At 51.9% G+C, this 13,672-nt stretch carries 12 protein-coding genes; 8 read left to right on the plus strand and 4 right to left on the minus strand.

Translation table 11 applies throughout. From position 1 onward, the window contains the following. Window positions 1–4 precede the first annotated feature (4 nt). Window positions 5–1,498 (minus strand): glucose-6-phosphate dehydrogenase, encoded by a 1,494-nt coding sequence (gene zwf / locus M0R33_RS12660; RefSeq protein ID WP_292569504.1) that lies wholly within the window; start codon window positions 1,496–1,498, stop codon window positions 5–7. 257 nt (window positions 1,499–1,755) lie between these two features. Here zwf and M0R33_RS12665 point away from each other — a divergent pair, with 257 nt between their 5' ends. From M0R33_RS12665 to M0R33_RS12695, 7 genes are all read left to right on the plus strand, one after another. Beyond that, a complete protein-coding gene (locus tag M0R33_RS12665; RefSeq protein ID WP_292569507.1) occupies window positions 1,756–2,556 on the plus strand; it encodes a hypothetical protein in 801 nt (266 codons plus the stop codon). Between the two features lie 124 nt (window positions 2,557–2,680). Continuing rightward, window positions 2,681–3,436, plus strand: coding sequence for a peptidase (locus tag M0R33_RS12670; protein ID WP_292569510.1), 756 nt, complete (start codon window positions 2,681–2,683; stop codon window positions 3,434–3,436). Between the two features lie 211 nt (window positions 3,437–3,647). Further along, window positions 3,648–5,039 (plus strand): circularly permuted type 2 ATP-grasp protein, encoded by a 1,392-nt coding sequence (locus M0R33_RS12675; RefSeq protein ID WP_366043814.1) that lies wholly within the window; start codon window positions 3,648–3,650, stop codon window positions 5,037–5,039. A gap of 3 nt (window positions 5,040–5,042) precedes the next feature. Then, a complete protein-coding gene (locus M0R33_RS12680) occupies window positions 5,043–6,038 on the plus strand; it encodes an alpha-E domain-containing protein (protein ID WP_292569516.1) in 996 nt (331 codons plus the stop codon). A 26-nt stretch (window positions 6,039–6,064) separates the two neighbouring features. Beyond that, window positions 6,065–6,832: a proteasome-type protease gene (locus M0R33_RS12685; RefSeq protein WP_292569518.1), complete on the plus strand. Its 768-nt coding sequence runs from the start codon at window positions 6,065–6,067 to the stop codon at window positions 6,830–6,832. An 89-nt stretch (window positions 6,833–6,921) separates the two neighbouring features. Then, window positions 6,922–10,203: a transglutaminase family protein gene (locus tag M0R33_RS12690; protein ID WP_292569521.1), complete on the plus strand. Its 3,282-nt coding sequence runs from the start codon at window positions 6,922–6,924 to the stop codon at window positions 10,201–10,203. Window positions 10,204–10,321: 118 nt separating this feature from the next. Then, window positions 10,322–11,542, plus strand: a complete 1,221-nt coding sequence (locus M0R33_RS12695; protein ID WP_292569524.1) for a hypothetical protein — start codon at window positions 10,322–10,324, stop codon at window positions 11,540–11,542. Between the two features lie 54 nt (window positions 11,543–11,596). Here the strand turns inward: M0R33_RS12695 and M0R33_RS12700 are convergent, their stop codons facing one another. Then, window positions 11,597–11,938 carry a hypothetical protein gene (locus M0R33_RS12700; RefSeq protein ID WP_292569527.1) on the minus strand — a complete coding sequence of 114 codons (342 nt, stop codon included), beginning with the start codon at window positions 11,936–11,938 and terminating at the stop codon, window positions 11,597–11,599. 239 nt (window positions 11,939–12,177) lie between these two features. Here M0R33_RS12700 and M0R33_RS12705 point away from each other — a divergent pair, with 239 nt between their 5' ends. Further along, window positions 12,178–12,705: a hypothetical protein gene (locus tag M0R33_RS12705; RefSeq protein WP_292569530.1), complete on the plus strand. Its 528-nt coding sequence runs from the start codon at window positions 12,178–12,180 to the stop codon at window positions 12,703–12,705. A gap of 48 nt (window positions 12,706–12,753) precedes the next feature. Here the strand turns inward: M0R33_RS12705 and pgaD are convergent, their stop codons facing one another. Beyond that, the gene (gene pgaD / locus M0R33_RS12710; RefSeq protein WP_292569533.1) at window positions 12,754–13,242 is read right to left on the minus strand and encodes a poly-beta-1,6-N-acetyl-D-glucosamine biosynthesis protein PgaD; all 489 of its coding nucleotides are present in this window, start codon (window positions 13,240–13,242) and stop codon (window positions 12,754–12,756) included. Beyond that, entirely contained in the window at window positions 13,239–13,649 is a 411-nt protein-coding gene (locus tag M0R33_RS12715) for a hypothetical protein (protein ID WP_292569536.1), read from the minus strand. Before M0R33_RS12715 ends, pgaD begins: the two co-directional genes overlap by 4 nt. Window positions 13,650–13,672: the final 23 nt, after the last annotated feature.

A 13,672-nucleotide genomic window follows, 5' to 3' on the forward strand; every position in this document is an offset into this window, starting at 1 on the left:
AGGTTTAAGGGGCACATTCCGGCATCAAGGAGCTGCGCCAGTACTGGTCTTCTTTTTCAAACAGGCGCCGGCTTTCCGTAGGTCCCCAGGAGCCGGCGGGGTAGGTGGGAATGTAGTCGCGCTCGCTAGCCCAGGTTTGCAGGATAGGATCGACTATACGCCAGGCAGCCTCCACTTCATCAAAGCGTAAAAACAGCGAACGGTCGCCCTGAATCACATCCAGCAGCAAATCTTCGTAAGCGTCGACATGGCGTTGGTTGGGCTGGCGAAACTCGGTATCCAGGCTGGCGGTATGGGTGCGCATTTCCAGGCCGGCATCCTTGACGATCATTTCGATACGGATGCATTCTTCCGGCTGTATGCCTAAAATCACCCAGTTGGGGTTCATGCAACTGACGTGTGTGCCATGAAAAAATTGCAAGGGCGGATGACGAAAACAAATCGAAATGCTGGACTGTCCGGCCGCCATGCGCTTGCCGGTACGCAGATAAAACGGCACGCCCCGCCAGCGCCAATTGTCGATATTCAGTTTCATGGCGGCGTAGGTTTCGGTAGTGCTGTCCGTCGGGATATTGGCTTCTTCCAGGTAGCTGTTGACCTTTTGCCCCTTGATGGTGCCTTTGGTGTATTGGCCGCGGAAGGCGTGCGCATGTACGGCGGATTTGGGAATATGACGAATCGACTTTAAGACTTTAACCTTCTCGTCGCGCAAGGCTTCTGCATCCATCGCCACCGGTGGTTCCATCGCCACTAGGGTCAGCAACTGTAATAGGTGGCTTTGCAGCATGTCGCGCATGGCGCCGGCACTGTCGTAGTATTCGCCGCGCGTGCTGATGCCCATGTCTTCCGAGTGGGTGATTTGAATGTGGTCGATGTAGTTACGGTTCCATATCGGTTCCAGCATGATGTTGGCAAAGCGGAATACCAGCACGTTTTGCACCATGCCTTTGCCGAGATAATGATCGATGCGATAAATTTGCTCTTCGGTAAGGTAGCGTTCCAGGCGCTTTTGCAGGGCTTGAGCGCTTTCCAGGTCGTAGCCGAAGGGTTTTTCGATGACGACCCGGCGCCAGCCGTATTCTTCGTTTAATAAAGCGACATGGCTGAGGGATTCGATGACATGGCCGAAATCGTCCGGGCCGATGGCCAGATAAAAGGCGATGTTTTTAGGAAACTGCTCGGCTTGGTCATTCAAGGTTGCCGCCAACCCCTGATAGCATTGATCATCGTCCAGATTGCCGCGATGATAAAACAAGCGTTCGCTAAAGCGGGCAAATACGCTTTCGTCCAGTTTGCCGCCGAATTTTTCTTCCAGCATGCCGCGCACTTCGCTGAGCCATTGGGCTCTATCCCAGGGTCTGCGTCCCACGGCTACAATGCGGGTGCCTTCCGGGAGCTTGTTTTCCATATCCAGATGATAAAATCCGGGCATCAGTTTTAATCGGGCCAGATTCCCGGTTGCACCAAAAATAACGTAGGTGCAGGCTTCGATGGTCATGGTATTAACTCCTTGATTGATGGGATATTGGGACCGGTAACAGAGGTGTTGGTAGCGATAGTACTATTGCAACGGCAGATTCGGCAAAACCAACCTTGCAAAAACCAACTATCTGCATGAATATCCGCTTAAAAGGTATCTTTGCCATGTTTTTTATAGTAAAAACAAAATCCTTGATCGTATCCCATTTTAATTATAAAAATGATACGACGAATCTGTTGAATCCAACTTATAAAAATTAATTAATGGAGGGGGAGATGGACGCTTTGCAAACGATTGTGGATTTTTTTAGTTCAATGGGCACCAGTCTGGTTGCGGCACTATTTGTGCTGATTGCCCTTATTTTGGTTTGGTTGATTGTGCGGGCCTCTCGGCGTGGGTCAGACTCGACGCCAGCCGCCGACAAACGGGCGCAACCTAATCGCTACCACCAAGAGCCCGAGCTGCGCCAAGACAAGGTGCCTGCGCCGCGGCCGGCCGGTTCCGGTCAGCCTTCGGTTGCGGCCCCTGCGTCGCGCTCCGAAAAACCGGTGGGTGAAAAATCCCGGGAACCCGTTGCGTCTCTGCATGATAAGGGGGAGGCGGTCATGCCCGAGCCGGAAGATTCTGTATTGCATCGGCATTTTGACGCGGAGCTGGCGGCTAAAAAAGAAGCCTTGGCCCATCCGTATCCGACGGACTCCGTGCTGCGGCGCCATTACGATACGCTGCATGCGCTGCAGTTGGACGAGTCGCCAGCAGCAGTCGAAGTGGCGCCTAAGCCATCGTCAAGCGCCGCCGGCGAACAAAAAATTGACGCGCGTAGCGCCAGTATCATCGAACAAGCAATCAAAAGAGGTGCGCGGGTTACCGAATTGCCGGCGGTAGAGTTGCAGTCCGGAACAAAAGGGGCCGACATACGGCTGCCTCAGGACTCGGTTTTGAAGCGGCATTATCTTAGTCAGCTGCAAGCGGAAATTTCCGCGGCTATGTCGCCAAGGCCGACTGATTCGGTGTTGCGGCGCCATTATGATGGCATGGTTCAATCTGAGCTGGAAAAACGTCTGCACCGGTCATGAAAAATTGCGATTGCGGTCATAATATTGTTGGGTACTTCGCGCATTCCGCAAAGATCGCAATTGGTTTTTGCAGAGTAACTTTAGTAAACTGGCCGGCTATAATGTTGTTTAAAAGTGATTGGCCATGACATATTGTATTGCGGTATCGGTCAAGGAAGGGTTGGTTCTAACTTCGGATTCCAGAACGAACGCGGGTATTGATAATGTAAGCGTGCATTGCAAAATGCATGTGATTGCGACCTGTGAAGACAGAAAAATTGTGTTGTTAAGCGCGGGGAATTTGGCGACCACCCAATCGGTATTAGATCAATTGCGGCGCGATATCAAAGAACGCGCGGAAACCAATCTCAATACAATGCAATATTTGTCCGAGGCTGCGGAATATCTGGGTCATGTCAGTCTGGAGAAGCAGCATAAACATGCCAATTCCGGCCAGAACAGTTTTTTCCCGGCCGCGACTTTTCTATTGGCCGGGCAAATCGGCTCTGAACCGCATGGTGCTTATCTGGTTTATCCGGAGGGCAACTACATCACTACCTCAGTCCAAACTCCCTATTTACAGATTGGGGAAAATAAGTACGGTAAACCGGTATTGGATCGGATCTTAAAAATCGATACGCCATTGGAAGAGGCCGCGCTGTGCAGTTTGATTTCCATGGATTCCACCATGCGCAGCAACGTCAGCGTCGGCCCGCCGGTCGATATGTTGATTTATCACAAAGACAGCCTGATGTTGGATGAGTATTACCGCTTTCAAGAAAGCGACGATTATTTGATTCAATTGCGGCGGATCTGGCAAGAAAAACTTAGTGACGGGTTTGCTGCCTTGCCGCGTTTAAATAAGCAAGAAGCCAAAGACTTTCCTGTACTGGAGTATTAAGGTTAGCGGGGCAATTGCCAGACCTTGCGCCTTTGTTTTTATCTTAAACTCCCCGAGTTGGTGCGAATGCACTAACGAATATTCCTGAATGGTGCAATACTAATATGGACGAGCCTAGCTTTTGGCTTTATCCGCCACAATTTTCCCGTGGCATACCTCTTGCTTCAAGGAAGGTATGAATACAAAAACTACTCTAAAATGTTTTGACGAAATGCGTACCGACGATGATCAGGTGCGTGATATTTATCAAATCTATACCCACTGGATGTCGCAATTAGCCGAAGGCACGCTGGAACGCAAAAGCGCCGAGGCGGAGTTGCTGTTCCGCAGGCTGGGTATCACCTTTGCGGTTTATGGCGAGACTGCCGGTGCCGAGCGACTGATTCCGTTTGATATTGTGCCGCGCATTTTCGGCGCCAAGGAATGGCAGCGATTGCAAATGGGCATCAAGCAGCGGGTCAGGGCCTTAAATGCCTTTTTGCATGATATTTATCATGATCAAGAGATCATCAAGGCCGGCATTATCAGCGCGCGGCAGGTGCTGGACAACGAGCTGTATTGCAAGGCCATGCAGGGTATAGACTTGCCGAATCAAGTTTACGCGCATATTGCCGGTATCGATTTGGTGCGGGTAGCGGAAAACGATTTTTACGTGCTGGAAGATAATCTGCGCACGCCGTCCGGCGTGTCCTATATGCTGGAAAACCGCAATACCATGATGCGGTTGTTTCCGGAGTTATTCGCCAACCATTTGGTCGAACCGGTAGAACACTATCCGCAGATGCTGTTCGATACCTTACGCGAGGCGGCGCCAACCAATGTGGCGGCCCCGACTATTGTGGTGATGACGCCGGGGGCCTACAACAGCGCTTATTTCGAACACGCCTTTCTTGCCAGCCAGATGGGAGTGGAACTGGTCGAAGGCCAGGACTTGTTCGTCCACAAGCAAAAAGTCTATATGTACACCACCGAAGGTCCGCAGCAGGTACACGTGATTTACCGACGGGTGGACGACGACTTCCTTGATCCGATGGCTTTTCGTCCCGACTCCGCTTTGGGTGTGCCTGGTTTGATGGATGCGTATTGCAGCGGTAATGTGTCGCTGGCCAATGGGGTGGGTACCGGCGTGGCGGACGATAAATCGACCTATCTGTATGTGCCGGAAATGATCCGGTTTTATTTGGGCGAGGCGCCGTTGTTATCCAATGTGCCGACTTGGCGCTTGAGCGAAAGCGACGATTTGAAATATGTGCTGGCGCATTTGCCGGAATTGGTCGTCAAGGAGGTTCAAGGTTCCGGCGGCTATGGCATGTTAGTGGGACCTACCAGTTCGAAAGAAGAAATTGATACATACAAACAACGTATTTTGGCGGAACCGGATAATTTTATCGCCCAGCCGACATTGGCGCTATCGACTTGTCCGACCATGGTGGAGTCCGGCGTAGCGCCTCGACACGTCGACCTGAGGCCCTTCGTCTTGTCCGGGAAGGAGATAAGGTTGGTGCCGGGCGGCTTGACACGGGTAGCGCTTCGAGAAGGATCGCTAGTGGTCAACTCCTCGCAAGGTGGCGGGACTAAAGATACCTGGGTATTGGAGGATTAAATCATGTTGGCAAGAACAGCAGACAACTTATTCTGGATGGCGCGGCATATTGAACGCGCCGAGAACACTGCTCGGGTATTGGATGTGGCCCACCGTTCTGCGTTATTGCCTTTGGATATCGAAGGTGCCGAAGCCTATCTCTGGTATGCCCCGCTGAATATCACCGGTTGCGCGGCCAGTTATGAAGTGAAATATGGACTGGCGCGCGCCGATTCCGTGACGCACTACATGGCCTTGGACCCGGATAATCCGGGCAGTATTTATAGCTGCCTGAAGCTGGCGAGGGAGAATGCTCGCGCGGTGCGCGGGGCAATAACCTCGGAAATGTGGGAAGTGATCAACGCCACTTGGCTGGAATTGAATCGTATGACTTGGAATATGGATGTCGAAAAGTTGCCCGACTTTTTCGAGTGGGTCAAGGACAGATCGCATATGTTCCGTGGGGTTACGCTGGGTACCATCCTCAAGGATATCGCGTTGAGTTTTATCAAATTAGGTACTTTTTTGGAGCGTGCCGACAACACTGCCCGCATCCTGGATGTGAAATACCACATATTGCTGCCCAGTGTGAACGATGTCGGCGGGGCGGCGGATTATTACCAATGGGGGTCGGTGCTGCGCTCCGTGAGTGCTTTTGAAGCGTACCGAAAAATCTACCGCGATGTGATTTCGCCCTTGCGGGTAGCGGAGTTATTGATTTTACGCGACGATATGCCGCGTTCGCTGCATGCCTGCATGAATGAAGTCGAGGCCGCCTTGATCGATATCAACGGCAGTTCCGGTCGGGAAGCCCGCCGACTGGCCGGCGAACAACACGCCGCCATCCATTTTGGCTTGATCGAAGATGTTTTTTCCCAGGGATTGCACGAATATTTAACCGAGTTTCTGGCTCATACCGCTTTGCTGGGGCGTGAGATCCGCGATGCCTATATGTCGCGGCGCAATCATTTCGAGCCTACCACCGTAACGATGCGCCGCACCGCCTTGCAAATGCAATAAACCGTTTTGAATTTTCCTGAACCGCCATGACTTACTGCGTTGCGTTAAAACTGAATGCCGGCTTGGTTTTTGCCTCCGATTCACGCACTAACGCCGGTATCGATCAGATTGCCTGCTTCAAAAAAATGAGTAGCTTTGTTAACGAAGGCGACCGCGTTATCGTCATTTTAAGCTCGGGCAACTTGTCGATTACTCAGAATGCCATCAATTTGTTGGAGCAAAAGGGCCGTCATGAAGAGGCACGCAATATCTGGTCCGTAGATTCCATGTTCGAGGTTGCGCAATTATTGGGCGAGTGTTTGCGGGAAGTACGCAAGCATGACGGTGTGTTTCTGGCGCAAAATAATGTGGACGCCAGCGCTAATTTCATTATTGGCGGTCAAATTCAAACTGAGCAGATGCGGCTGTTCATGGTGTATGCCGAGGGTAACTTTATTGAGGCCGGAGAAGAGACCCCTTATTTTCAGATAGGCGAAACCAAATACGGCAAGCCCATCATCGATCGCGTCATAACCCCTGAAACCCCGCTGAGTGAGGCAGTGAAATGTGTGCTGGTGTCATTCGATTCCACCATGCGCAGTAATTTATCGGTGGGTTTGCCTATTGATATTGCATGCTACAACCAGGCCGGCCTGCGCCTGGATTTTGAACAGCACATAACGCAGGATGACCCTTATTTTTCCCAGATTAGCCGCCGCTGGAGCGATGGCTTAAAAGGCGTATTTGCATCACTGCCTAATCCGGAGTGGTTGGCGGATGTTGATTTGAACAGTCAGTTTCCGCCGGACTATTAATGAATAAAAACTGACGCCGCATTTGCGGCAGACGACTTTAAAATGGGTGTCGCCATGGCGACCCAAACCAAATTAAACACGGCAAAATCATGACTATTCGCGTTGCACTGCATCATAAATCGCATTATGTTTTCGATCGGCCTGTGGTCGCTTCTCCGCATGAAATACGCTTGCGGCCGGCGGCACACAGCCGCACGCCGGTTTCCGGATATTCATTGAAAGTTAAACCGGAAAAACACTTCATACATTGGCAGCAGGATGCATACGGCAATTTCGTAGCCCGGATTACCTTTCCGGAGCCTACCAAGGAAATAGACATCACAGTCGATTTGCTGGCGGATATGACGGTTATCAACCCGTTCGATTTTTTCGTCGAAGAATGGGCTGAACAATTTCCGTTCAAATACCCTACGACTTTACAAATCGAGCTGGCGCCGTTTCTGGAAACCGAACCGCAAGGACCTTTTCTGAAAGCCTGGATGGATGCGGTCAAACGTGACATTCCCGCGGCGATTACCACGACCAACTTTTTGGTCAGCCTAAATCAAAGACTGCATAACGAAATTTCCTATCTGATTCGGATGGAAGTCGGCGTGCAAAGTTGTGAAGAGACCTTACAGAAAAAATCCGGCTCTTGCCGCGATAGTGCCTGGTTGCTGGTGCAAATGTTGCGGCACTTGGGTATAGCGGCGCGTTTCGTATCGGGTTATCTGATTCAACTGGTGGCGGATGAAAAACCGTTGGACGGTCCGGCGGGTCCTACGGCCGATTTCACCGATTTACATGCCTGGTGTGAAGCTTATATTCCCGGCGCGGGCTGGGTGGGTTTGGACGCCACCTCCGGCCTGTTGGCGGGGGAAGGGCACATTCCGCTGGCGGTCAGCGCTTCTCCCGCCTCCGCCGCGCCGGTCAGCGGTTTGACCAGTATTTGCGAAGCCGAGTTGAACGTGGAAATGCTGGTGACCCGTATTCACGAAGATCCACGGGTTACCAAGCCTTATACCGAGGAACAGTGGGCATTGATTCGGGATTTAGGGCAAAGCATCGATCAGGAATTGAAAGCGGGCGATGTGCGGCTGACCCAAGGCGGCGAGCCGACTTTCGTGTCGGTAGACAACATGGATGGCGATGAGTGGAATATTGCCGCGCTGGGCCCGGAAAAATGGCTACTGGCCAACAATTTATTGCGCCGAATACAGATGCGCTTTGCGCCTGGCGGTGTGCTGCATTTCGGTCAAGGTAAATGGTATCCCGGCGAGCCCTTGCCGCGTTGGGCCTTGAATATATTTTGGCGTGCGGATGGTGTGCCGGTTTGGCAGCAGCAAAGCCTGATTGCCGAGCAGGCGGGCGATATCGATGCCGTTGCCTTGCAACGATTCGCCGAAGAACTGGCCTTACGCTTGAGTATCAATCCCGAATATCTGATCCCGGCTTATGAAGACCCCTGGTTGGCGCTGGACGAAGAAAGCCGCATGCCGGCCAATATCGACCCGCATGCCGCCGATTTGAAGCAGGTGGAAGTGCGCAGCGCGTTGGTCAAACAGTTACGGGCCGGATTGTCCGCGGTGAAAGGCTATGTATTGCCATTAAAGGCCAATGAAGATAAGGAGATTATCTGGCAGTCCAGTTTGTGGCCGTTGAAGCACGAGCGCCTGTATTTGTTGCCTGGCGATTCGCCGATGGGTTTGCGTTTGCCGTTGAACAGTCTGCCGTGGGTAGCGCCGGCTGATTTTGAAGTGGAACTGCCGGCCGATCCGTTTGCCGCGCGAGAACAATTAGCCGATTACCCGCGTAGTAAACAGTCCAAACAGCCCGAGCCGGTCAGACTAGCGCCGGCTCCTAAGGAAGTGATACACACGGCATTAGGGTTAGAGGTGCGGGATGGCCTGCTGTATGCCTTCATGCCGCCGGTCACCACGCTGGAAGCTTGGCTGGAGCTGGTGGCCGCCATCGAAGATTGCGCCGGTAAGTTAAAGCAACCGTTGCGTCTGGAGGGGTATCCGCCGCCGCGCGATCCCCGCTTGTTGTCTTTATCGGTTACGCCCGACCCCGGTGTTATCGAAGTCAACATTCATCCGTCCGATAGCTGGGATACTCTGGAAAGCCGTACTCTGGCACTCTATGAAGAAGCTCGACTGACCCGGTTGGCGACGGAAAAATTCATGCTGGACGGTCGGCACACCGGCACCGGCGGCGGCAACCATATTACCTTGGGCGGCGCCACGGCCGCCGAAAGCCCTTTCCTGCGCCGTCCCGATTTATTGAAAAGTCTGATCGGTTATTGGCAACAGCATCCGGCCTTGTCGTACTTGTTTTCCGGGCAGTTCATCGGCCCGACCAGTCAGGCGCCGCGCGTCGACGAGGCCCGAGACGACAATCTGTACGAGCTGGAAATTGCCTTCCAGCAAATGGAAACCAAGCTGCACGATGGCGAAGAAAGCGCCCAGCCGTGGCTGGTGGACCGTTTGTTGCGCAATCTGTTGATCGATTTGACCGGCAATACGCATAGAGCCGAATTTTGTATTGATAAACTGTATTCACCGGATAGCGCCACCGGTCGTTTGGGCTTAGTCGAGCTGCGGGCCTTTGAGATGCCGCCGCATTACCGGATGAGTTTATTGCAGTCGCTGTTGCTGCGGGCCTTGGTGGCGAGGTTCTGGAAAAACCCGCACCACGGTAAGTTAGTGTATTGGGATACCGCCTTGCACGATAGATTTATGCTGCCGCACTTCATCGAACAGGACATGCGCGATATTTGCCGGGACTTGCGCAGCGCGGGTTATGCATTCGACGATGCTTGGTTCGCGCCGTTTATCGAGTTCCGCTTCCCGCATTACGGCAGCGTGGTTTACGAAGGCGTGCAGTTGGAGTTACGCCAAGCCATCGAGCCTTGGCATGTATTGGGCGAAGAAGTTAGTGGCGGCGGTACCGCGCGCTATGTGGATTCCTCGGTAGAACGCTTGCAGATTAAAGTCAGCGGCATGATAGGCAGTCGCCACCAAGTAGCCTGTAACGGCCGTTTGGTTCCGTTGCATCCGACCGGCGTGCCGGGCGAGTTTGTGGCGGCGGTGCGTTTTAAAGCCTGGGCGCCGCCATCGGCCTTACATCCAAGTATTGGCGTGCATGCACCGCTGGTATTCGATTTGCTGGATAGCTGGAATGGTCGCTCTATTGGCGGCTGTACCTATCATGTCAGCCATCCAGGCGGTCGAAATTACGACACATTCCCGGTCAACGCCAACGAAGCGGAAGCCCGCCGCCGCTCCCGTTTCTGGGAACACGGCCACAGCGCCGGAACTATGCAGGTTAAAGAAGAAGCGGTGAATCCGCGTTTCCCCATGACCTTGGATTTACGCTGGCAGCCGAGATGACAGCGTGCTGTTGAAATAATGACGCGGCTTTGGGTTGCGGCTGCCGCAGCCGCTGCCGCAAAACCAAAGCCGCACTGAGTAGCGACCCATTTTTTGCATTGTTAAAGAGGATTAAATAATGCTCTGCTCAACTAACTTACCGCGCTTCGGCGACAAACAAAATTCGGATTTTTTCGAGGAATATCTGCCGCGCTTGCTCGAAGAACGCGACCGTAGCGGCCTGACCGAGATGGTAGGCGGTATCGAAGCGTTGATGATTAGCGTCGAACCGGGCAACTCAGTGGAATACATTGCCGAGCTGGCCTTGATGACGCCTTATCAATACTTGGTGACCTTGGATAGCGATAAGCATATGACCCATGTGCTGCGCATCGATATGAAATCGCCGGACATCTTGTTGCGGGAGGTGAAACATCCCGAGCAAAGCGACATTTTTCGCAGCCTGAACGACTTGTACCCGGTTGGAGCCAAGCGACCGCATAGCCGATATCTGGGCGAGATTCTGCTGGCCAGCGACCGGCACGCCGTGGTGGCCGAGCAGCAGCAGCGCGAGTTCCGGTTTTTCTCGGTCGGCCAATTGGCGGAGCTGGATTTGCCGCTGAATGTCAGCCTGTCCACGCCGTCGCCGTATACGCAAAACATGGTGGGCTACATGGAGCGTCCGGTGGATGGTATCCGGGTCTATCACCATGGCGAATGCGTGATTTTGTCTGCGGCCCAGGCGGCCAACGACAGAGGCAAGGAGATGCAGGAGCGTTTGGGTATTGCCGATCTGATCATGCCCATCGACCACTTGGCAACCCGGGTTTACAGTCAGAACCGGGAACCGGCGTTGCTGGAATATCTGGCCCTGTCCAGTTATTACTATTGGGGCAGCTACGATATCAACGATCAAAACTCCTCTACCAATGTCACCAAAAACGTCCGACAACAACCGGAGTCCATCAGTCCGGCCAAGGTATTTACCGCCAATAATTCCCCCTATTGTGTCGGTCATCTGGATAAACTGCCCAGTCCGACCGAAACTTTTGTCCGCAACTATGGCCCGCGTTTACACCATATCGCCGTGGAAGTAAAAGACGGCCAAATCAACGGCCGCGAGAATATCGACTATATCGTGGAAGCTATCGCCGCCCAGGGCAAAGGATTTTTACTGGATACGGTCGGCTCGCGCGAGGAAGGCTTGAAACAGATTTTTTCCTCGGCCTCGGATTTTTCCTCATTGATTATCGAATACGTACAGCGCTTTGGTGATTTCCAAGGCTTTTTTACCCGTGAAAACGTGGCGCTGTTGACCTATGCGGCCGGACAGGAAGAAGGGGTAAAAGGCAAGCTTTAATACCCTGGTCTGGGATTTTGGGGCAGGCAGCATCGGTACCTGTGCTCTCGGATGTCACGTAACGACAATGTACTTACTTGCCTGTATTCTTTTAAAGCATTTAAATAGATATGCTTGAGCGGCATAAGTACCCATTCCAATAAGCGAAAGAAGGGATATATAGTTGTTTTCAGTTTTTGCGTATGATCCAATCAAGCTGGCTAAACAAAGAACCCCAGAGAGACCAATTACAATTGCTATTGATTGCACCGTAAATGAAAGGAAATTCGCTTTCCAGCCTAATGCTTTTTCAATCCTTAGAAGTTCAAATGTACTAATTTTCCAATAGAGAAGATGCATACTGGAAAACCCAAGCCACAGCGCAAGAAAAATATCGGTGATTTCTTTGTCAGTCATATGTATGGCTATATATTTATTTCCGGGTGTTTGTAGGCAACATTAATGCTGGGGCCACATTATAGACGGTAAGCGTTTTGTATAAACAGTAATATTATCAATGGGGTAAGAAATTGTGGGCGCGCAATGGATTACTCATAATAACAGTCCCAAAAAATGTTTTCTTCTGCCAAACTTGACTTTTTCCATTTTTAAGGCATAGATAGGCCGTTGCTTTTGTCCCGGTGCGGAGGTTCGTCATGTCTCAATCTACAACTTACTTGGATTCTTCAGCTCACCCTGTGGTGGCTATCGTGGCCGGTGTCGATAAGGATGTCGAGCGCGGCGAGGACATTTTGATGTTGGGTTACAGCTTGGTGATGATGGCGCCTATTTTCGCGCCGATTGCACCGCCCCGGGTTTTGTTGCCGTTGATGGCGTTGGTTTTTGTGGTGTCTGTTTGCGTGGCCCGCCTGAATTTTCTGGGCATTCGGGACAAACTGGCTGTTGCCTTGGCTACAGTGGATGGACGGCATGATTTATCGCTGTTGCGGCCGATAACCGACATATTTGTCGAGCACCCCAAAGCCACGTTGGGCGAGGGCTTTAACCCGTTAAAAAACTGGCAGCGCACCGCTAAGAGCATTTTGGGGGCTATGATGATCAATACATTGTGGATGCCGATTTTTTATGCGTTGGGTTTGCAGTTTGCCGAAGAGAAGCAGTTAAGTTTGCTGAATCGGGCGGTCATGGAGGTTGAGAATAAAACCGTACGCCGGCGGGAGTGAAAAACGCACATGCTTCGATAAACCCGGCACGGACGGCATAAAGCAGGTTTATGGCGTTGAATGCTGCAAATCGTCGGCTGGCTGAATTGCCGGATCGATTTGCCGGCTGACGATGATATGGCCTTGGTTGTCGAAGCTGACCGACAGGCACTGAGCTTTTTGCTGTTTAGTCAGCGTTTGCAGCTCAATTTTGAAAAATGCCGCTAATTGCCGGTTATTGACCGGTTCGATGGCCGCGCGCCGTTCCAGGTCTTTGAAACGATAAAAATTATAAGCGGCCCAAATACCTAAAATACTGCCGATGACGGTTATGCAAATCAAGAATAGGCCGAAATCGGCGATTACGCCTTTATAACCTTCCAGTTTTATCATCTCAATGTACACCAGATCCAATCCGAATAACCAGCCGATTAGCGTTATTAATGGTGTCCACAGCAATATCCATATTACCCAAAATACAAAAGTAAAGGTGGCGGATAAATAGCGTTGCCGCAAACTCTGCAGCGAGGGGCTGTCAATTACTAACGGCTTGTTCATCGTATACCTCTATCCGGACTGGTCCAGATGGCGCGCGTGTTGCGCTCCTTGAATATGGCCTTGATCAAGCCGACCGCGGTGGTTAATACGTTGATTAACCAGTAAATCAGCGGGTACCAGATCATCCAGTAATAGGTTTTAGTGATGTCTTTCTCGTAACGGGAGTCGATGATTAGACTGACGGCAAACTGCAGCAAACAGGTGGCTCCCAATAAAACGCCACCCCAACTGGGGATCAAGGTCGGAATGAGTAATTCCTTGGGAAGATCGAAAAACCAGCCAAGTGTCCATAACAGCAGAATCATGATCATGGTGTAAGACCAGAATACGCTGGTGAGATATTCGACATAAATGCCCCACATGCGCCGCGAGTGCCATAAGCCCAGGCGGGCGCTATAACGGAGCAATACTTCCGCGCCGCCCTGCGCCC

Origin of the sequence: Methylomonas sp., assembly GCF_023228165.1 — a bacterium.
GTDB lineage: Bacteria > Pseudomonadota > Gammaproteobacteria > Methylococcales > Methylomonadaceae > Methylomonas.